Below are 19,142 nucleotides of genomic sequence, written 5' to 3'. Positions count from 1 at the left end.
CCGGTGCCTCTTCGAATCATTCTGGCGGACGATCACCCGTTCGTTCTGCTCGGCTTTCGCGCGATGCTGGCCACGCGCGTCGGCGTCTCTATCGTCGGGCAGGCGCTCACGCCGCGTGCGCTGCTCGAACTGTTGCAGCACACTCCATGCGACGTGCTCGTCACCGATCTCTGCATGCCGGACCCCCACGACGTGATCGGCGATGGACTCGGCCTCGTGCGGTTTTTGCGTCGCGAATGGCCGTTGTTGCGCGTGGTCGTAATCACGGCGCTGACGAACCCGTCGATTCTTCGCGCCGTGGTGGCCGACGGCGCGGTCAGCGCGCTCGGCAAGGCGGAGTCGATGGACTCGCTCTGGCATGCGATCAAGGCCAGTGTGAACGGCGCGCGCTACCTTGGCCGCTCCATCGCCGAAGCGCTCGCGCAGCCGCGCCACGACGAGCGTCCGGCTCTGCCGGCGCCGCGTCTGTCGGCACGCCACGCGGAGATCGTCGAACGCTTCGTGAGCGGCCAATCGGTTGCCGAGATCGCGGCGGAGCTCGGCTGTCATCGCCGCACGATCAGCCGGCAAAAGCGCGAAGCAATGGTCATGCTCGGCGTCACTAACAATCCCGGTCTTTTTTCACGCGTGTACGCGGCCGGTATTCCTAAAATTGATTCGTATATCTGAGTATTATTGTTACGATTTTTTTGGCCTATTTAAGACCGATCTTATGTTTATTGGAAAAATATTATTCAACTATCGCGATGGAGCCGGTTGCGCTGGAGAGGGCGGCGGGAAGACGAAAGACTGAGGGAGCAGGAGACGATGAACGACACCGCCGAGATGGGCACACCGGTCCGCACGATCATTGCGGACGACCATCCACTGGTCCTGCTGGCCATCGAAAGCGTGATAGGCACGTATCCGAATATGCAGATCGTCGGCCGCGCCGCGGACGCCACCGAGCTCTTCATGCAGATCGACCGCGCGCCATGCGACCTGGTGCTGATGGACCTCTACATGCCGGGCGGTTTCGACGGCTGCGGGCTGGACGCCGTCAGGCAGTTCAAGACGCGTTATCCACATGTCGCGCTGATCGTCCTCACGATGGAAACCGAGGCGGCCGCGTTGCAGAAGGTCATCTCGCTAGGGGTCGAAGGACTTGTGAGCAAGCGCGACCGCGTCGACCTGATTCACGTGGCGGTCATCACCGCGCTCGCGCGCGAATGCTATGTCGGGCCGGCGGTGCGCACGTTGATCGCTGACGCAACGGCGGCCGAGCGGCTCGATCTCATTCGCAGCACGCTGTCGCGCCGCGAACTCGAAGTGTTCACGCAATATGCGTCAGGGTTCGGCGTCAGCGAGATCGCCGCGCGTCTGGGGCGCAGCGTCAAAACGATCAGCGCGCAGAAGTGCACCGCGATGCGCAAGCTCTCGTTGCGCAGCGACGCGGAACTGTTTCGCTTCGCCGCCGAACACGGCGTGATTGCCGAGCGGCGTCTTCATAGCCGCTGACGAGCCGGCGACGTGTCGCGCCGCCGCGCGACGAATAGCACGAGTATTGGCACAGCCCGGGGAAGCACACTGCGTGCGGGGTCGTGTCAGTTGACAAGACAATGACAAATGACACACAAGATCCGCGTCATCGTGGCCGACGATCACGAATGCGTTCGCGCCGGCGTCAGGTATTTGCTGGAAGCGCGGCCGAACATCGAAATAGTCGGCGAGGCGGCCGACACGCATGGGCTCGCCGTTCTGCTCGACGCCCATGCGTGCGACGTCGTCGTTTCGGATATCGGCATGCCGGGGCTCGACGGCGGCAGCAACGCCGTGCCTTTTTTGCGGCGTCTGTTGCGGCGCCGCCCGCATCCGTACGTCGTCGCGCTCACGATGATCTGTCACGGGCCCATGCTGTCCGGACTGCGTAACATCGGGGTGACCGGAATCATCGATAAACGCGACGCCGCCGATGCATTGAGCGATGCCATCGCCGTGGTGGTCTCCGGGCGCGTGCATCTGTCGGAACAGGTGCGCGCCGCACTGGATGCGCGGGAGCCAGCGCCGCACCTTCACGCGGCAACGCTGAGCGCACGCGAATGGGAAGTCTTCCAGCTCTACGTGCAAGGCCTCGCGGTTCATGAAATCGCCGAACGTCTGCAACGCAGCGGCAAGACCATCAGCACACAGAAGCGCAGCGCGATGCGTAAGCTCGGATTGGAAACGGAAAACGATTTAATTGAGTACGCAAGACAAATCGGATTGGCATGACAATTTTTAACTTTCTAATGAGTCATTTAAATTCGTTGATAACTATTAAAATTAATTCATTTAAGACTTTTCTGATTCGTATAAAGATGTGCCGATTCCATACTTCCGAATTGACTGCGGTGCTATTCCTACTTGCCTGACGGCGACCCACGTTTCACCGTCCCGGCGGTAGTCGGCCGACAGTATTCAGGGCGGAGGTTTCGGTGCAATCACGCAGTGCGTCTGCCTCGTACATACAAAAAAATGGGAGGGCGGATGGTCACGCTAGGTAAGCGGTTGTGGGTGGAAGGGGCTGGAACGGCGTGGCTGGTGTTCGTTGGATGCGGCAGTACCGTGCTGGATACCACCGTGATCCTGCAGGGGTACGGCGGGCTGGAAGTGTCGCTCGCGTTCGGCCTCGCATTCGTCACGGCCGGCTATGCGTTCGGCTCGATCTCCGGCGCGCATTTCAATCCTGCCGTCACCGTCGGCTTCACGGTCGCGCAGCGCTTTCCGGTGCGCGACCTGCTGCCCTACATTGCCGCCCAGATTTCCGGCGCGATCGTCGCCGCCGCGCTCCTCGTCTACGTGGCGAGCGGCCGTCCCGGCTTCGAGCTGGGCGCCAGCGAATTCGCCGCAAACGGTTTCGGCGCGCACTCTCCCGCCGACTATCAAATGCATTCGGCGCTGCTCATCGAGTTCGTGCTGTCGTTCGCGTTCGTTATGGTGTGCCTGTTGATCGCCGCCCGGAAAAGCCTGGTGCCGCTCGGTCCGCTGATCGTCGGTGCGTGTCTGACGCTCGTCTATCTGGTGTCCATGCCGGTCACCAACGGCTCGGTCAACCCCGCCCGCTCCACCGCCCAGGCGCTGTTCGTCGGCAACTGGGCGCTGGATCAACTCTGGTTGTTCTGGGCCGCGCCGCTGGCGGGCGGTGTCGCGGCCGGCGTGCTGTTTTCGTTTTTGAATGGCGATGCCGGTTTGCCCGAGGACGCGCTGGCCGATGGCCAAGGCGACGTCGCATGAGTGCGTCTCCGTACCGGTCCTCACGTTCGCCATGGGTCTGCCGCAGCGCACGGCGATGACGCGCGCGCTGCGACACCTGCCGCTGTGCCTGCTCGCGCTTTTCCTGTCGGTGGCCGTGGCGACGTCCTTCGCCGAGGCGTTCGGCGGCAACGCCCACGCGCCGGCGGCACGCGCGTTTCCCGCCAAACTGACTGTCGGCATGCTCGCGGGCGGCCGGCCGCCGTACGACATGTTGCAGGACGGCCGGCTCACCGGCATCAGCGGCGACTATCTGCGCGCGCTGGTGGGGCCGAGCGTCATCATCGAGGCGAAGGCGTTTCCGGATATGCCGCAACTGCTCGCCGCTGCCTGCGCGGGCAATGTCGATCTGCTGATGAGCCTGTCCCGCACGCCCGAGCGTGAACAGTGCCTCGATTTCACCGTGCCGTATTTCCGCACGTCGATGTCGGCTGTAGTGCGGCGCGACGGTGAACGGTACGCGAGCCGAGGCGAACTGGCCGGCGCGCGCATCGCGATCGAGCGGGGCTTCGCGCTCGAGCGTCCGATCCGCGACAGCTTTCCGCGTGCCACGATCAAGGCGTTCGCCACCACGGAGGCGGCGCTCTCCGCGGTGGCCACGGGCGAAGCCGATGCCTATTTCGGCCTCACCACGGTCGTGCAGTTTGAATTGGCCACCGAGCAATTCCACGATCTGCACGTCGCGTTCGAGGAGGGCAGAAAAAACGCCGAACTGCGCTTTGCTGTGCCTCGCGACCGGATAGCGTTGCGCGATCAGCTCGATCGCGCGCTCGCGTCGATGAGCCCGGCCGAAGGCGCGGCGATCCGCGTGCGCTGGCTGTCCGGCAACTTCAACGCGGAGCCGGCCGCCGCCACACGTCATTTCACGCTGACACCGGAGGAGCGGGCGTGGCTTCGCTCATTGCCGCCGCTGGAAATCGGCTTCGACAGCAACTGGCCGCCGTTCAGCTTTATCGACGACACCGGTCGTGCCGCCGGCATGACCGCCGACTATCTGGCTTATCTGACCCGCACCCTCGGCATCGTGTTCAACCGGGCGCGCCTGTCCGACTGGCCCACCACGGTCGAGGCATTCCAGCGCGGCGAGCTGGCGATCCTGTCCACGGCGTCCAGCAACGGTCAGAAGCTGACGAACGCCGTGCACACACGAGCGTACGAAAGCTATCCGATGGTGGTGGTCGGGCGCGCCGGCGAACCGGTCGCGCGCTCGTTCGACAACTTCACGTTGCGCCGCATCGTCATCCCCGCGCACGTGGCCGGTTCGGTTCCGCATGCGTTCGACGCCGTCGCGCCCGACCACATCGTCGTCGCGCCCAGCATGGCCGACGCGTTGCGCATGGTCGCCGCCGGCGAAGCGGACCTGACGGTCGGCAACATGGCCGCTGTCGAGAGCCAGTTGAAGCGCCGCTATGGCAGCACCCTCAAGATTCTCGGCACGCTCGGCGAAACCGACTCGCTCGACATCGCGGTGCGCTCGGACCTGAAGCCGCTCGTCCCGATCATCGACCGCGCGTTGCTCGCGATGCCCGCGGCGGAGAAGCAGCGCATCCGCCAGCGCTGGGCCGGCGGCGCGATGCCGGACGCCGGCATCTGGAGCGTGTCGGCGGTGCGTCTGCTGCCGCTGCTGATCGGCGTCGGCGTCGTGCTGCTGGTCACGTTGCGCGCCTATCTGCTGCTGCAACGCGAAGTCCGCCTGCGCAAGACGACCGAGCGTGAACTCGCGCTGCAACTGAACTTCCAGGAAGCGATGATGCAAACGGTGCCCTATGCGCTCGTCGCGAAAGACTTGGAGGGGCGCTACATCGCCGTCAACCGCGCCTATGAAGAAGCGTGCGGCATCGACCGCGAGGCCGTCCTCGGGCGCACGACGATGGACGTGCAGACATGGGGCGAAACGAACAGCCGCATTCTCGACGACATGACGCGCAAGGTGCTCCAGGGCGGTGGCATCGACGAAGTGGAGTTGCAGTTCAGCAGCCGCGCGGGCGGCAGGCGGCATGGCCTGTTCTGGAACAGCGTGTGCCACGGCAGCGACGGACAACCTGTTTGCCTCGTGGGCACGATGGTCGACATCACCACGATCCGGCGCGCCGAAATGCTCGCGCACGACACCGAGCGGCGCCTCTTCGACGTCACGCGCTCGTTGCCGGCCGTGGTGTTCCAATTGCGCCGCACGGCGAGCGGGGCGTATTCGTTTCCGTATATCGGCGGCGACACGCGGCACCTGCTGGGCGGCAAAGACGTGTCGCGCAGCCACCGCGCTCAGGTCGACTTTCATCGCGTCGCGGACGACGACCGGGAGTTCGTGCGAGCCGAACTGGAGCGTTCCGCGCACTGCGAAACACCGGTGCACATGGAATTTCGGCTGAAGGGCGGCCAGCAGCCCAAGTGGGTGCGCGCTGAACTGGTGCCGCGCCGCGAAGCGGATGGCAGCGTCGTGTGGAGCGGCTTCTGGGTGGACGCGAGCGTGGAGCGTGCCCGCTCCGAGGAACTCGCGCGGGCGCGCGACATGGCCGAAGCGGCGTCGCGCGCGAAAGACGATTTCTTCGCGATGATGAGCCACGAAATCCGCACGCCGATGAACGGCGTGCTGGGGCTCGTCGAAGTGCTGGAGCGCACGCCGCTCAATACGGATCAAGGCGAGATGCTGAGCATGATTCACGAGTCGGCGGGCGCGCTGCTGCAGATTCTCGACGACCTGCTCGACTACTCGAAGATCGAAGCGGGGCGCCTCACGCTCGAAGCCGAGCCCATCGACATACGTGAAATGGTCGACAACGCGGTCGGCCTGCTCGCGGGCCGCGCGCACGAAAAAGGGCTGAAGGTGCGCGTGGATATCGCGTCGGACGTCGCCGCCATGTTGCGCGGCGACAGCGTGCGCCTGCGGCAGATTCTGTTCAACCTGCTGGGCAACGCGATCAAGTTCACGCCGAAGGGCGAGGTCGACGTGGGCGTCGCGGTCGTCGAGCAGAACGGCGCTCACCAGACGCTCGAAATGACCGTGGAGGACACCGGCATCGGCATCGCGCCGGAAGTGCAGGCGAGTCTGTTCGAGCCGTTCGTGCAGGCGGAGTCGTCTACCACGCGGCGCTTCGGCGGCACCGGCCTCGGCTTGACGATCTGCCGCAAGCTGATCGAACTAATGGACGGCACGCTCGCGTTGCGCAGCGAACCGGGTCTCGGCACCTGCATGATCGTGCGTCTCACGATGCCGGTCGAGGCGCAGTCCTATTCCGTCAGCGGCTTGCGCGGTAAGCGCGGGATCGTCGCGACCGGCGACAGGCGGGTCGGCTGCGCGCTGCTGCATTTCGGCGCGGCGCTGGGACTCGAGTTGCGCAGCGTCGCGCCGGGCGCGGCGGAACTGCGCGATCGCGCCGTGCTCGACGAGGTGGATTTGCTGTTCGTAAGCGAGGAGGTGCAATTGCCCGCGACACTTGGACCCGGCACACGCATCATCAGCTTGACCGAAAAGCCGAAGCCGACCGGTTACCGCATTCTCGACGACAAGGTGCGCGTGAGCGTCAATCCCATTTCTTGGCGCGGCCTCGGCGCCGCGTGCGCCGCCGCGATGACGGGGCTGCCTTCGGTGGCGCGGCCCGCGGCGGGCCTCGCGCAGACGGCCGAAGGCATCACGACGCCGCCGGACCGCGAGCGGGCCATCGCGAGCGGGCGGCTGATTCTTGTCGCGGAGGATCATCCGGTCAATCAGGAGTTGATCCGACATCAGCTGGCTTTGCTCGGTTTCGCGTGCGACGTCGCGAACGACGGCGTGGAGGCGCTGACCGCGCTGGAGCGCACGAGCTACGGTTGTCTGATCACGGATTGCCATATGCCGAATCTGTCCGGTTACGAACTCACGCGACGTATCCGCGAGAGAGAGTCGGGCGGCGCGCAGCGTCTGCCGATTCTGGGCATCACGGCGAACACCGCGCCCGACGATCTGAATCTATGCCGCGATGCCGGTATGGACGACAGCCTCGTGAAGCCGACCCGGCTTGCCACGTTGCGCGAATACCTGAGCCGCTGGTTCGGCACCGACAGCACGTCGCAGGCCGCGCCTGTGGAAACGGAGCGCGAGCCGGAGGTAGCCGGGCCGGTGATGCCGGGTGGCGAGGGGCCTTTCGTTCCGGTCGACCTGACGCACATGACGCAACTGTGGGGCAGCGAGTCGACCGTCAAGGCATTGCTCGACGCGTTCGTTTCGTCGGTGCGTGAGGACGTGCAGTCGTTGTCGCCGTTGCTGGAGCGTGTCGAGGTCGTGCGTTTGCGCGAGTGGCTGCATCGGGTGGAGGGGGCCGCGGGCGTGCTGCAATATCCGCCGCTGCTCACCGCGCTCGACGAGTATCGTCGCGATATCGTCAACAAGTCGCCGGACCGGTTGCGCAGCGAGGGACACGCGTTGATCGACAAATGCAACGCGATGCTAGACGGTATCGAACAGCAGGCAGCGTTGCTGGCTTAGCGCGTTGTCGCGCCGAGGTGCTGCGCAGTGCCGTGCAATGATGCAGTGTGCACATAGCCACCGCTGCAATGCGTGACAAGAAAGTGCAAGCGAGTGCAGACGGCTGCAGGAAAATGCAGGTAAGCGCGTAACAAGCCGCTGGATAGGGCGAAAAAAAACGCGGCCGAAGCCGCGTTAAAAGGTTTGGAGACTTCCCTCGATGAAGGAGTCACTTCTCGCAGGCGGAAGCATAACCGGATGCCGCGATTTGATTCACTCCAAAATTCGCAAATAATTGTTCGGATAAATCGTGCAAAGCGTGGCAAAGACAATGCAGGTCGACGGCTAATTTGATTACACGTGATGCCCTGGAATGCGTCGACGTCCAGCGTTTTGCGCTCTCCTTTGCGAACGCATAGGCACCGACGGACCAGCACGAATCGCTACGGACAACTACGAATCCGGCCCACGCTGCAAACACCAGGGCAAAAGCATCGCGCGATTCGCATGAACTCCACGGCTCGTCCGCGCCGCCGCGCGCAGACATGCCCGAAGGATTTGCACTAGTATGTGGTGGCTCCGCACGCGGCCGAATCGTCGGTGCGGCGGCGCATCAAAAAAGTCCGGAGAAGACCATGATTTCGCTGCGAAAATTGAATGTGGCCGTGGTGTTGTGCGCGTTGGCGTCGGGCGCCGCGTTTGCGGACACGGTGGCGTTGAAGGCGGACCTTCAGCCGTCGAGCGAAGTGCCGCCGCGAGTGAGTCACGGGCACGGCATGGTGAATGCCACCTTCGATACGAAGACCCAATCGCTGCAATGGACCGTCACCTACGAAGGTTTGAGCGGCCCACCCACCGCCGCGCATTTCCACGGCCCCGCGCCGGTCGGTCAGAACGCGAAGGTCCAGGTGCCGATCGACAAAGGCGCGCTCGCGAGCCCGATCAAGGGATCGGCGGCGCTCACCGAGCAGCAGGTCACCGATCTGATGGCGGGGCAGTGGTACTTCAACGTGCACACCGCACAGAATCCGACGGGCGAGATTCGCGGCCAGGTTTTGCCGGCGAACTAGACGACGCGCCAAGCCGGTCCGGTCCGGCCCGGCGCAGCGTTCGCCGCGCATTAGAAGCCGCCGCCCACCGGCGTAGCGGCGAACGCAAGTACGATGACGGGACATTATCGAAGGAGCGTGTCCTGATGAGTTGGCAAAGCGCACTCGCATGCTGGTATCTGCGCAGGCAGTTTCGACCGGAAACCCTCAAGCCTCGTATCGATGTCGCGAAAGCGCGTGCGCTGACCGCGAAGCGCGTCTGGTCGCCGCGTGTGCCGCGCGACTGGCGTCTGCGCGAAACATATCGCGTGCACGATGCGCCACTGCGCGGCGAGTGGCTGGAGCGCGTCGATCACGCGTCGACACGCAACGCGACGCCGACCGTGCTGTACTGCCATGGCGGCGGCTACTATTTCTGCTCGCCGGCCACGCACCGCTCGCTTGTGTTTCCACTGGCGACGCGCGCCGATGCGCGGGTCTTTTCCCTCGACTACCGTCTTGCGCCCGAGCATCGCTATCCGGCGGCGCTGGAGGATGCGCTCGCCGCATATCGGCAGTTGCTGGCGATGGGCATCGCACCCCAGTCCATCGTGATTGCGGGCGATTCGGCCGGCGGCGGCCTCGCGCTCGCGACGCTGGTGGCGCTGCGCGACGCCGGCGATCCGCTGCCGGCCGGCGGCCTGCTGTTCTCGCCGTGGACCGATCTGGCCGTGGCCGGCGCGAGCATCCGCGACAACGACAGCGCCGATCCGATGTTCTGCGGCGCGTCGATCGCGCGGGCCGCGAAGGTCTATCTCGGCGACGCGCCGGCCACCGATCCGTACGCGTCGCCGGTCTATGCCGACCTGCGCGGTTTGCCGCCGCTCTTCATCATGGCGGGCAGCACCGAAGTGTTGCTCGACGACTCGCAACGCGTCGCCGACAACGCGCGCGCGGCGGGCGTCGACTGCGAATTCGAAGTGTGGAAGAAGATGCCGCACGTGTGGCCGATGTTCGCGCCGTTCATCCCCGAAGCGAACCGCGCGCTCGATCACGCGGCCGCTTTCGTGCGCCGCGTGACGAGCCGAGTTGTGAACGCGGCACACGCGTCGGCGGAACCGGCCGCTTAGCTGTCGAGCGCAACGTCGAGAGTCTGATACACGGCCTCGATCGTTTCCTGGCCGTATTGCCGTTCCAGCCGCCGCACGGTGAAGTGGCCGTGCGCGACCTGCTGGAAGTGATCGATGAACACCGTGTTGACCATGGCGCCGAGCACCGCGCCGATCGCCGGGATCGATTTGGCGGCGATCTGCTCGCTCACCTGCACCGAGAAGCGCGCGGCGATCGCGTGCAACAGCCGCAGCAGCGCCGCCGAGCCGTGCGAGCTAAAGCCCTTGGTCGCGATCTCGGACGATGCTTTCGACACCGCCTGCGCAAGCGCGCCGCGCATGAAGAAATAGCCGAGCTCGGCGTCGTCGTCCTCGCTCGACGTGCCGCCCATGCCGAGCACCGTCAGACACTGCAATTGCGTGTCGATCGACGACAGATCCTCGCCCTCGCTGCGCGCGATATCGCAGATCGAGCGGAACATCAGCGTGGTCGTGACCGGCAACTCGACCGGCAGCGCGAACAGGCCGAAGGCGCCGCCGGCCGCGCCAGTGGTGGCCACCGCGAACTTGTGCAGCAGATTGCTCGGCTTGTCGGGCGCGATCAGGGACGTGGCGTCGCGCCGGCCCAGCGTGCGCAGTGCGATCGACAGGCATTTGCGCAACGCCAGTTCCGTCGCGTCGGCGACCTTGGTATTGGCGAACGCCGGTAGCCGCGACATCAGTTTCTCCAGCGGCGCACCGACGACGCTTGCCAGCTTCATCGCCAGCGCGGGGCTTTCGAGCTGGTGTTTCGCGCGCCGCAGCGCGTTCAGGTCCTGCTCCGATAAGGATGGTGCTGTGAGCGAACTCGGCTGCATGTGCCTCCCTGGCGTCATGTCGTGTGCATTCTTCGGTCGATTGCCGCCGTGCCGAAGCGTGGCGGCGCGTCCGGATTAGAGCGCCCGACCGTGGTATGATTCCCGATCATTTGACGAGTCAACTGTTGCTTTAGCAAAAGCTCCATTAAAAAAATGGCTGTCCATACCGCGGCCCACCACTCGAGTGGGCAAGTTTTACCTTTTCGTGAATCCTTGCTGGCGATGCTCGGCATCTCGTTCGTCACGATGCTGGTCGCACTCGACCAGACCGTAGTCGGCACGGCGTTGCCCACCATCGTGTCAGAACTGCGAGGCTTCGAGTTGTACGCGTGGGTCGCCACGTCGTATCTGCTGACCTCAGTGATCACTGTGCCGGTCTTCGGCCGCCTCGGCGACTACTACGGGCGAAAGCCGTTCGTGATCGCGTCGATCGTCGTGTTCACCGCGGCGTCGGTGCTGTGCGGCGCGGCCAACAACATGCTGTTTCTGGTGCTTGCGCGCGGTTTGCAGGGCATCGGCGGCGGGATGCTGGTCGGCACCGCGTTCGCCTGCATTCCCGATCTGTTCCCCGACTCGGTCGTGCGGCTGCGCTGGCAGGTGCTGATGAGTTCGGCGTTCGGCATTGCGAACGCCGTGGGGCCGTCGCTCGGTGGCTTTCTCACGCAGTACTACGGCTGGCGTTCGGTGTTCTATGTGAATCTGCCGGTCGGCTTGTTGTCGCTGTTCTTCGTCTGGCGCTTCCTGCCGCATTTGCGCCACGTGGAGCACAAGGGCAAGATGCGGCTCGACTGGCCCGGCGCGTTGCTGATCGCGGTGGCGCTTGGCTCGCTGCAATTGTTCGTCGAGTTGCTGCCCAAACATGGCGTGACCCTGGGCGCGTTCGCGCTGCTCGCGCTGAGCATCGCATCGGCTTACGCGCTCTGGCAGTGGGAAAAGCGTTGCCCGACGGCGATCCTGCCGGTCGACATGTTCCGCAACCGCAGCCTCGCCGCGCTCTTCACGCTCGCCGTGCTGGGCGGCTTCACGATGTTCTCGCTGCTGTTCTACGCGCCGCTGCTGTTCCAGGGCGGCTTCGGGATGTCGCCGAAAGAAGCGGGGCTCGTCATCACGCCGCTGGTCGTGTTCATCACGATCGGCAGCATCGCCAACGGGCGCATCGTGTCGCGCGTGAGCAATCCGAATCTGATGCTGTACATCGGCTTTTCACTGGTGGCGTTGTCGTGCCTCGGCATTGTCGTCGCCACGCGTTCGATGCAGCAGTGGGTGCTGATGTCGTTCATGGTGGTCGGCGGGCTGGGGCTCGGATTCGTGATGCCGAACCTGACGATCTTTGCGCAGCAGACGGCCGGCCGCGAACACCTCGGCATCGCAACCGCGCTGCTGCAATCGCTGCGGATGATCGGCGGGATGATCGGCACGGCGCTGACCGGCACGCTGGTCAGCCACATGTACGCGAGCGGCGTGCGCAGCGCACTCGACAGCGCGAATGCGTCGCACTGGTTCGCCGATCTCGGCGATCCGCAAATCCTGATCAATCGGGAAGCGCAGACCACCCTCGTCGAACAGTTGACGCATGCGGGCCACAACGGCGCGATGCTGCTCGAAAGCGCGCGCGAGTCGCTCGTCGGCGCGATTCATCTGGGTCTCGCGATGGCGGCGATCATCGCCGTGGTGTCCGTGTGGCAAAGCCGCCGCGTGCCGCCGATCAAGCTCCAGCGCAAGCTCGAGCCCGTGATTCACGCGGACTGATTTTAGACTCACCGTATTACCGGGTACATCATGGAAGAACAGGATCGCGTCGCCGTCATGCAGCAATTTGGCCGCACTTATCGGGCGTTCATGTCGGCATTCGAGGCGCACGTCGGCCATCCGTTGCCGCGCTGGCGCATTCTGCTTGCGCTGCACGAGCAGGCGGGCGAGTCGTCGCAGAAGCGGCTGGTGGAGCGTCTGCGGGTCGATCCGGGTGCGCTCACGCGGCAGTTGAAAACGCTCGAAGGATTGGGCTGGATTGCGCGCAGCATGGATACGCGCGATAACCGCGTGACGAATGTGCGGCTGACGGAAGCGGGGCAATCGGCGACTGAAGCGAGCTTGCCGCGTCGCAATGCGTTCTTGCACGACACGATGGCTGGATTGCCGGATGAAGCGTTGGGGGCGTTGTCCGGCGCGTTGAAGATGCTTGAGGTGAGGATCGGCGAAGTGGCGGCTGCGGCGAATGCGGCCAACTCGACTAGCGCCGAAGTGGCGCAACAGGCTGAAGCGACGGAGAGCCGGGCGCGCGCTAATCGTGAGTCCTGAGTCCTGATCCACCGCCGCGCGCTTCAAGCCGTCGAACTGGAAACGGCGCGCCCCATCACTTCCAGGCGCGCCGCTTACGGCCACATCAAAAGAACGTTTCGATCACTTCCGTCACGCGATACGCCGGATCGACCACCAGCACCTGACGCCACTTATCGAACGTCAGGCACGGATGCGAGATGTCGAACGCGATCATGTCGCCCACTTTCAGATCGGCGCCTGCGGGAATCCGCAGATACGCGTGCTGATCCATCAAGCCGAAGATCTCCCAGCCTTCGCTCGCCGCGACATCGCGCGGCGCCTCGTTACCCGGACGATAGTGGCGCGCCGGTTCCGGCATACCCGCGTCGAACGCGGAGTCGCGTTTGCCGAGACCGATGATCGCGCGATCCGGCTCGGGAATCGACTGCACGTAGGCCCACAATTGCAGCGCCGGCAGCAGGCCTTCGCCCATTTTCTTCGCGACCGGATTGCGCGCGAAGATATCCGTCTGCGCCTTGCGATAAATGCCGACATCGTGCGTCAGATAGCAACCGGGGCGCAGCACGACCTCGACCTTGCCGGTTTCCGACGCCTTCACGAATTCTTCGGCCACCACGTCGTACCACGCCGAGCCCGCGCCCGACAGCACCGCCGGCGTACGCGCGAAACGCCCTTCCTCGACGAGCGCACGCGTGACCGCGACCGCGTTTTGCAGGAACTCGCGCACCTCGTGCTCTTCCTTCAGCACGCCCTCGTACAACTCGACGCCCGCGAGCTTCAGCACGTCCGGATAGCGTGCGATCGCGTCGAGCACCGCGTTGCGTTGCGCTTCGTCGCGCACGCCTGTGCGGCCGCCCGGCACGCCGAGTTCGAGCAGCACTTGCAGCGGCTTTTTCACCGACGTGAAGAACTCGCCCAACTGCTCGACGCCTTCGACCGAATCGACGAGACAGAAGAATTCGAAGTCCGGGTCGCTCAACAACTCCGCGACCATCATCATGTTGCGACGGCCGACCAGCTGGTTGGCCATCAGGATTCGCGACACGCCGCCGTGATAAGCCGCGCGCACCTGATGCGCGGTGGCGAGCGTGATGCCCCACGCGCCGGTTTCGAGTTGACGGCGAAACAGTTGCGGCGCCATCGTGGTCTTGCCGTGCGGCGCAAGCTTGACGCCGTATTCCGCGACGAACGCCTGCATCCATTTCAGGTTGTGCTCCACGCGATCCGCATACAGCACGGCGGCCGGCAGGCTCACGTCTTCATTGAGCAGGTTCCATTCGAGGCGCGCGGCATCCGTGAGCTGAATGCTGGTGCCCGGAACCATGCCCAAGCCCTTGCTATAAGGATCAATCGTTGCGCCCTGATAGTTTGTAACTTTCATGTCTCCTTGCTCCATCGTCCAGTTAAATTGAATCAAATTTGACTTTACCATGTTACCGAAAGTACGATGTTCGGAGAAATGTTATTTAGTACCACGGCGCCGCGGAGGCGCGTTGCAGACCTCCGCGCGGCCGCCCATCGTGCGCCATGAACTCAACCGCCGAACCGCTGGCTTTCGACATCGTCGCACGCATCGCCGAATGCGCGCCGGACCTGCGCTCGGCCGAACGCAAGGTCGCCGCGCTGATTCTCGACGATCTGACGGGTGCGTCGCGCGCCAGCATCGGCGCGCTCGCGCAGCAGGCCGAGGTAAGCGTCGCGACCGTCACGCGTTTCGCGAAGGCGGTCGGTTGCCGCGACGTGCGCGAGCTGAAGCTGCGGCTCGCGCAGGCCGCTGCGGTCGGTCAGCGCTTCCTGCAACCGGGCGGTGCGAGCGACGCGCCCGAGCCGATCGCGACCCGTGTGTTCGACGAACTGCAAACCGCACTGGCCCATAACCATCAACTGTTGCGCCAGGCGCCGCTCGGCGCCGCCGCGGCCGCGTTGCGCGCGGCGCGCATGATCTACGTGTTCGGCATGGGCGGCGGCTCGACCGCGCTCGCCGATGAGATGCGCTTTCGGCTCGTGCGCCTCGGCCGTCCGGTCGCCACTTATCAGGACGGCCTGCTGCAGCGCATGGTGGCGAGCACGGTGTCGCGCGAATGCGTGGTGATCGCGTTGTCCACCACCGGGCGCGTGCCCGAGATGATCGAGAACTGCAAGATCGCGCGCAGCTATGGCGCAACCGTGATCGCGCTGACCGCGCCCACGTCGCCGCTGGCGAAACTCGCCGACTGGGTGATCCCGATCGTCGCATTCGAAACCGATTTCATTTACAAGCCGTCGTCGTCTCGTTACGCGATGATGATGGCGCTCGATGTGCTCGTCACCGAACTTGCCGTCAGTCAGGGTGACGAGAGCCGCGAATTGCTGCGCCGCATGAAGCACGCGCTCGACGCGCACCGCGGCGGCGGCGATCGACAACCGTTAGGAGACTGATCCATGCACTCGCATCCCGAAGCCGCCGATACGCTGATCGTCGGCGCGCAACTGTATGACGGCACGGGCGCGCCGCCTGTCGAACGCGACGTCGCGGTCCGCGACGGCCGCATCGTCGCAATCGGCAATCTGTCGAACTGGCTCGCCGAAGAGGTGATCGAGGCCGAGGGGCGCGCGCTCGCGCCGGGCTTCATCGACGTGCACACGCATGACGACACGCATGTGATCCGCTCGCCGCAAATGCTGCCGAAGATTACGCAGGGCGTGACGACGGTGATCGTCGGCAATTGCGGCATCAGCGCGTCGCCGGTGGCGCTGAAGGGCGATCCGCCCGATCCGATGAACCTGCTCGGCGAGCGCGACGCGTTCCAGTATCCGACCTTCGCCGAGTACGTGAAAGCGGTGAACGCGGCTCGGCCGGCAGTGAATGTCGGCGCGTTGATCGGGCACACGGCGTTGCGCAGCAATCAGATGGACCGGCTCGATCGCGCGGCGACGCCGCAGGAAATCGACGGCATGCGCACGCAATTGGAAGAGGCGTTGGCCAACGGCGCGCTCGGTCTGAGTTCCGGGCTCGCGTATGGCTCGGCGTTCGCCGCGCCGACCGAGGAAGTGATGGCGTTGGCCGAGCCGCTCGCCGCGGCCGGCGCGTTGTACACGACGCACATGCGCACCGAGTTCGACGCGATTCTCGACGCGATGGACGAGGCATATCGCGTCGGCCGTCACGCGCACGTGCCGGTGGTGATCTCGCATCTGAAGTGCGCGGGGCCGTCGAACTGGGGGCGCAGCGAGGAAGTGCTGAAGTCGCTCGAAGGCGCGCGTCGGATGCAGCCGATCGGTTGCGACTGCTATCCGTACAACCGCAGTTCGTCGACGCTCGACCTGAAGCAGGTGACGGGCGATATCGACATCACGATCACGTGGTCCGAGCCGCATCCGGAGATGGCGGGCAAGCTCGTGAAAGAGATCGCCGCCGAGTGGGGCGTCACGCAACAGGAAGCGGGCAAGCGCCTGCAACCGGCGGGCGCGGTGTATCACAACATGTCCGAAGAGGACGTGCGGCGCATCCTGTCGCATCCGGCGACGATGGTCGGCTCGGACGGCTTGCCGAACGATCCGCTGCCACATCCGCGTTTGTGGGGCGCGTTTCCGCGCGTGCTCGGCCATTACGCGCGCGATGCCGCTCTGTTGCCGCTCGAAGAGGCGGTGCGCAAGATGACGAGCCTGTCGGCGCGTCGTTTCGGCCTGGCGCAGCGTGGCGAAGTGCATATCGGCTACCACGCCGACCTGGTGTTGTTCAGCCCGGACAAGGTGCTCGACGCAGCGACCTTTGAAAAGCCGCAGCAGGCGGCCCACGGTATCGACGCGGTCTGGGTGAACGGCGTGCTGTCGTATCGCGATGGCGAAGTCACCGGCGAGCGTGCCGGTCACTTCGTCGCGCGCGGTGCGGCGTCGAAGGGTGACGCGCACGGCGCGTTCTGATTTATTTTTGTTCGATCGATGACGGTGCGCGCGGCGCTGGTGCCGGGCACGCGCCGAACTTTTTAAGGAGTGTGATGATGAAGCGTTATGGCGTTGAAGGCGGAAAGGGAACGGGCGGCCAACATATGCCGTTTTCGCGTGCGGTCGAAGCGGACGGGTGGCTCTTCGTGTCCGGTCAGACGCCGATGGAAAACGGCGAAGTGATCAACGGCGGCATCGTCGAGCAATCGCACAAGGCGATTCAGAACGTGTTCGCGATCCTGAAGGAAGCCGGTTATGGCGCGGAGCATGTGGTCCGCTGCGGCGTGTGGCTCGACGATCCGCGTGACTTCGCGTCGTTCAACAAGGTGTTTCGCGAGTACTTCGGCGAGAATCCGCCGGCGCGCGCCTGTGTCGTTTCGTCGATGGTGATCGACTGCAAGGTAGAAGTGGATTGCGTCGCTTATAAGAAGCCGGCGGCTTGAAGCGTGGCGTTCGCCGTGCGTTGACTGATCGCGCGGCGAACGACCTTGTTGTTACTGCCGGGCCAGGCGCATGTTGTCCGGCATCGGCAGGTTGTAGTTGGTGCGGAACGGGTTGATGTCCAGCCCGCCGCGCCGCGTATAGCGCGCATACACCGCGAGCTTGACCGGTTTGCAGGCCTTCAGCACGTCGATAAAAATCCGCTCGACGCACTGCTCGTGAAAGCCCGTGTGATTGCGGTACGAGATGATATAGCGCAGCAGCCCCGCGTGATCGATCTGCGGGCCGACGTAATGAATCTGCACGCTGCCCCAATCGGGCTGCCCCGTCACCGGACAGTTCGACTTCAGCAGATTCGAGAACAGCGTTTCCTCGACCGGCGCTTCATCGTGCGCGGCCTTCAATAGCGAAGCGTCCGGATGATAAACGTCGGTATCCAGATCCAGCCGATCCAGCGACAAACCTTCGAATTCTTCCATCTGCAGCTTGCCGAATTCATACGGCGCGGCCAGATGAACCGACACCGTCGCGCCGCAGGAAGCGGACACGTCGCGCTTGATCGTGTCGCGCACCGCGTCCATCGATTCGAACGCGGTCTGCGCGAACGAGCCCAGATACAGCTTGAACGACTTCGACTCGACGATATTCGGCGAGTCGGCCGGCACGAAAAACGTCGCCACCGCGATCTGCGGCTTGCCGCGCGCGTTCAGCCACGACAGCTCGTAAGCATTCCAGATGTCCGTGCCGAAGAACGGCAACTGCGCGCCAATGCCGATTGCCTCGCGCGCATTTTTCCGCGCGATCGGGAAAAGGAGCGACGCGTCGTACTGTTCGGTGTAAGTGGAGGCTTTGCCCAGCGGTGATTGTTCGGGTGTCATGATGCGTTCACTATGCCACTCATCACATGCCCGGTCGCCGTCACGACGCGGGCCGATTCGCAGTGGCCAATTTGGTCGTCGAAGAAAAAGTCCGGCTCGAATTCGCGCAGGAATGCGCTCTTGTCGAGGCCGCCGAGGAACATCGCTTCGTCGATTTCGATGTTCCACGCCATCAGGGTGCGGATCGCGCGCTCGTGCGCGGGCGCCGAGCGCGCCGTCACCAATGCCGTACGAATATGCATCGGAGCGGCTTCGTCCGCGAGTTTTTGCAGCCGGTGCAGCGCTTCCAGCAGCGGCTTCAAAGGACCGTCCGCGAGCGGCAGGTCCTTGTTGTGAATCTCGTGGCCGACGAAGGCACGCAGGCCGTCTTTCTGGAACACGCGCTCGGCTTCATCGGAGAACAGCACGGCGTCGCCGTCGAACGCGATGCGGATTTCGTCCGGATACGTGCTCGCCATTTTCGCCGATTCGGGCAACACGCGTGCGGCCGGGAATCCGGCAGCCAGAGCGTCGCGCACGTCCTGCTGATTCGCGGACAGAAACAGCGACGCGTTCAGCGGCTTCAGATAACCGAACGGTGCGCGTCCCCGCGTGAAGACGCCTCGCTCGATTGCGAGCCCATGTTCGCGGCACGAATGAAACGCGCGCAGTCCGCTGATTGGATCGCTGCGCGACAGGATCACCACTTCGACGCGATGACCGCCGGTGTTCAACGCCAGCAGCTTGCGGATCAGCGGAAAAGCGACGCCCGGTTTGGCGGGCACTGTCAGCCGGTCGCGCTGCAACGCTTCATATTGCCGGAGGTTGCCATCCTCGTAGACGCGGTTCTCTTCCTCGAAGTCGAACAGCGCGCGCGACGAGATTGCCACCACCAGTTTGTCGACGAGCGAAAGAGCCATCTGCGCGTTTCAATC

At 64.4% G+C, this 19,142-nt stretch carries 16 protein-coding genes; 12 read left to right on the top strand and 4 right to left on the bottom strand.

Annotated elements, in window-relative coordinates; genetic code table 11:
• Positions 1-3: 3 nt before the first annotated feature.
• From BGI01S_RS23455 to BGI01S_RS23425, 7 genes are all read left to right on the top strand, one after another.
• Positions 4-669 (top strand): response regulator, encoded by a 666-nt coding sequence (locus tag BGI01S_RS23455; protein WP_232624315.1) that lies wholly within the window; start codon positions 4-6, stop codon positions 667-669.
• A gap of 138 nt (positions 670-807) precedes the next feature.
• Entirely contained in the window at positions 808-1,497 is a 690-nt protein-coding gene (locus BGI01S_RS23450) for a response regulator transcription factor (protein ID WP_042328471.1), read from the top strand.
• 108 nt (positions 1,498-1,605) lie between these two features.
• The gene (locus BGI01S_RS23445) at positions 1,606-2,250 is read left to right on the top strand and encodes a response regulator transcription factor (protein ID WP_042328470.1); all 645 of its coding nucleotides are present in this window, start codon (positions 1,606-1,608) and stop codon (positions 2,248-2,250) included.
• A gap of 255 nt (positions 2,251-2,505) precedes the next feature.
• Positions 2,506-3,252 (top strand): aquaporin Z, encoded by a 747-nt coding sequence (gene aqpZ, locus BGI01S_RS23440; protein WP_042328469.1) that lies wholly within the window; start codon positions 2,506-2,508, stop codon positions 3,250-3,252.
• A gap of 55 nt (positions 3,253-3,307) precedes the next feature.
• A complete protein-coding gene (locus tag BGI01S_RS23435; RefSeq protein ID WP_174447435.1) occupies positions 3,308-7,732 on the top strand; it encodes an ATP-binding protein in 4,425 nt (1,474 codons plus the stop codon).
• Positions 7,733-8,346: 614 nt separating this feature from the next.
• Positions 8,347-8,781, top strand: a complete 435-nt coding sequence (locus BGI01S_RS23430; RefSeq protein ID WP_042328468.1) for a CHRD domain-containing protein — start codon at positions 8,347-8,349, stop codon at positions 8,779-8,781.
• Between the two features lie 125 nt (positions 8,782-8,906).
• Entirely contained in the window at positions 8,907-9,869 is a 963-nt protein-coding gene (locus BGI01S_RS23425) for an alpha/beta hydrolase (protein WP_042328467.1), read from the top strand.
• Here BGI01S_RS23425 and BGI01S_RS23420 read toward each other — a convergent pair.
• Positions 9,866-10,705 carry an EcsC family protein gene (locus tag BGI01S_RS23420; protein ID WP_042328466.1) on the bottom strand — a complete coding sequence of 280 codons (840 nt, stop codon included), beginning with the start codon at positions 10,703-10,705 and terminating at the stop codon, positions 9,866-9,868. The two genes, BGI01S_RS23425 and BGI01S_RS23420, sit on opposite strands and share 4 nt — an antisense overlap.
• A gap of 153 nt (positions 10,706-10,858) precedes the next feature.
• On the opposite strand from BGI01S_RS23420, the gene BGI01S_RS23415 reads away from it, so the two are divergent.
• Together BGI01S_RS23415 and BGI01S_RS23410 are read left to right on the top strand one after the other, a co-directional pair.
• Positions 10,859-12,454 carry an MDR family MFS transporter gene (locus BGI01S_RS23415; protein ID WP_042328465.1) on the top strand — a complete coding sequence of 532 codons (1,596 nt, stop codon included), beginning with the start codon at positions 10,859-10,861 and terminating at the stop codon, positions 12,452-12,454.
• 30 nt (positions 12,455-12,484) lie between these two features.
• On the top strand, positions 12,485-13,003 hold the full coding sequence (locus tag BGI01S_RS23410) for a MarR family winged helix-turn-helix transcriptional regulator (RefSeq protein ID WP_042328464.1): 519 nt from the start codon (positions 12,485-12,487) through the stop codon (positions 13,001-13,003).
• Between the two features lie 85 nt (positions 13,004-13,088).
• On the opposite strand, the gene BGI01S_RS23405 is transcribed toward BGI01S_RS23410, so the two are convergent.
• Positions 13,089-14,366, bottom strand: coding sequence for an amino acid deaminase (locus BGI01S_RS23405; protein ID WP_042328463.1), 1,278 nt, complete (start codon positions 14,364-14,366; stop codon positions 13,089-13,091).
• 146 nt (positions 14,367-14,512) lie between these two features.
• Here BGI01S_RS23405 and BGI01S_RS23400 point away from each other — a divergent pair, with 146 nt between their 5' ends.
• The 3 genes from BGI01S_RS23400 to BGI01S_RS23390 all read left to right on the top strand — a co-directional run bounded on the left by BGI01S_RS23400 (position 14,513) and on the right by BGI01S_RS23390 (position 17,352).
• A complete protein-coding gene (locus BGI01S_RS23400) occupies positions 14,513-15,403 on the top strand; it encodes a MurR/RpiR family transcriptional regulator (RefSeq protein ID WP_042328462.1) in 891 nt (296 codons plus the stop codon).
• A 3-nt stretch (positions 15,404-15,406) separates the two neighbouring features.
• Entirely contained in the window at positions 15,407-16,888 is a 1,482-nt protein-coding gene (locus tag BGI01S_RS23395; RefSeq protein ID WP_042328461.1) for an N-acyl-D-amino-acid deacylase family protein, read from the top strand.
• A gap of 77 nt (positions 16,889-16,965) precedes the next feature.
• Entirely contained in the window at positions 16,966-17,352 is a 387-nt protein-coding gene (locus BGI01S_RS23390; RefSeq protein WP_042328460.1) for a RidA family protein, read from the top strand.
• A gap of 51 nt (positions 17,353-17,403) precedes the next feature.
• On the opposite strand, the gene queF is transcribed toward BGI01S_RS23390, so the two are convergent.
• Positions 17,404-18,228, bottom strand: coding sequence for an NADPH-dependent 7-cyano-7-deazaguanine reductase QueF (queF, locus tag BGI01S_RS23385; RefSeq protein WP_042328459.1), 825 nt, complete (start codon positions 18,226-18,228; stop codon positions 17,404-17,406).
• Positions 18,225-19,127, bottom strand: a complete 903-nt coding sequence (locus tag BGI01S_RS23380; protein WP_042328458.1) for a 5'-nucleotidase — start codon at positions 19,125-19,127, stop codon at positions 18,225-18,227. The genes queF and BGI01S_RS23380 overlap by 4 nt, the downstream gene beginning before the upstream one ends.
• Positions 19,128-19,142 lie beyond the last annotated feature (15 nt).

Origin of the sequence: Paraburkholderia ginsengisoli NBRC 100965 (genome assembly GCF_000739735.1) — a bacterium.
GTDB classification, from domain to species: domain Bacteria; phylum Pseudomonadota; class Gammaproteobacteria; order Burkholderiales; family Burkholderiaceae; genus Paraburkholderia; species Paraburkholderia ginsengisoli.
This window is presented reverse-complemented; position numbering and strand designations above follow the sequence as displayed.

Bases quoted from the DNA above. Each gene is read 5' to 3' on its own strand.
- BGI01S_RS23395 (WP_042328461.1), top strand. From the start codon at position 15,407: ATGCACTCGCATCCCGAAGCCGCCGATACGCTGATCGTCGGCGCGCAA.
- BGI01S_RS23415 (WP_042328465.1), top strand. From the start codon at position 10,859: ATGGCTGTCCATACCGCGGCCCACCACTCGAGTGGGCAAGTTTTACCT.
- BGI01S_RS23435 (WP_174447435.1), top strand. From the start codon at position 3,308: ATGACGCGCGCGCTGCGACACCTGCCGCTGTGCCTGCTCGCGCTTTTC.
- BGI01S_RS23430 (WP_042328468.1), top strand. From the start codon at position 8,347: ATGATTTCGCTGCGAAAATTGAATGTGGCCGTGGTGTTGTGCGCGTTG.
- BGI01S_RS23400 (WP_042328462.1), top strand. From the start codon at position 14,513: ATGAACTCAACCGCCGAACCGCTGGCTTTCGACATCGTCGCACGCATC.
- queF (WP_042328459.1), bottom strand. From the start codon at position 18,228: ATGACACCCGAACAATCACCGCTGGGCAAAGCCTCCACTTACACCGAA.
- aqpZ (WP_042328469.1), top strand. From the start codon at position 2,506: ATGGTCACGCTAGGTAAGCGGTTGTGGGTGGAAGGGGCTGGAACGGCG.
- BGI01S_RS23445 (WP_042328470.1), top strand. From the start codon at position 1,606: ATGACACACAAGATCCGCGTCATCGTGGCCGACGATCACGAATGCGTT.
- BGI01S_RS23420 (WP_042328466.1), bottom strand. From the start codon at position 10,705: ATGCAGCCGAGTTCGCTCACAGCACCATCCTTATCGGAGCAGGACCTG.
- BGI01S_RS23450 (WP_042328471.1), top strand. From the start codon at position 808: ATGAACGACACCGCCGAGATGGGCACACCGGTCCGCACGATCATTGCG.
- BGI01S_RS23410 (WP_042328464.1), top strand. From the start codon at position 12,485: ATGGAAGAACAGGATCGCGTCGCCGTCATGCAGCAATTTGGCCGCACT.
- BGI01S_RS23405 (WP_042328463.1), bottom strand. From the start codon at position 14,366: ATGAAAGTTACAAACTATCAGGGCGCAACGATTGATCCTTATAGCAAG.
- BGI01S_RS23425 (WP_042328467.1), top strand. From the start codon at position 8,907: ATGAGTTGGCAAAGCGCACTCGCATGCTGGTATCTGCGCAGGCAGTTT.
- BGI01S_RS23390 (WP_042328460.1), top strand. From the start codon at position 16,966: ATGAAGCGTTATGGCGTTGAAGGCGGAAAGGGAACGGGCGGCCAACAT.
- BGI01S_RS23380 (WP_042328458.1), bottom strand. From the start codon at position 19,127: ATGGCTCTTTCGCTCGTCGACAAACTGGTGGTGGCAATCTCGTCGCGC.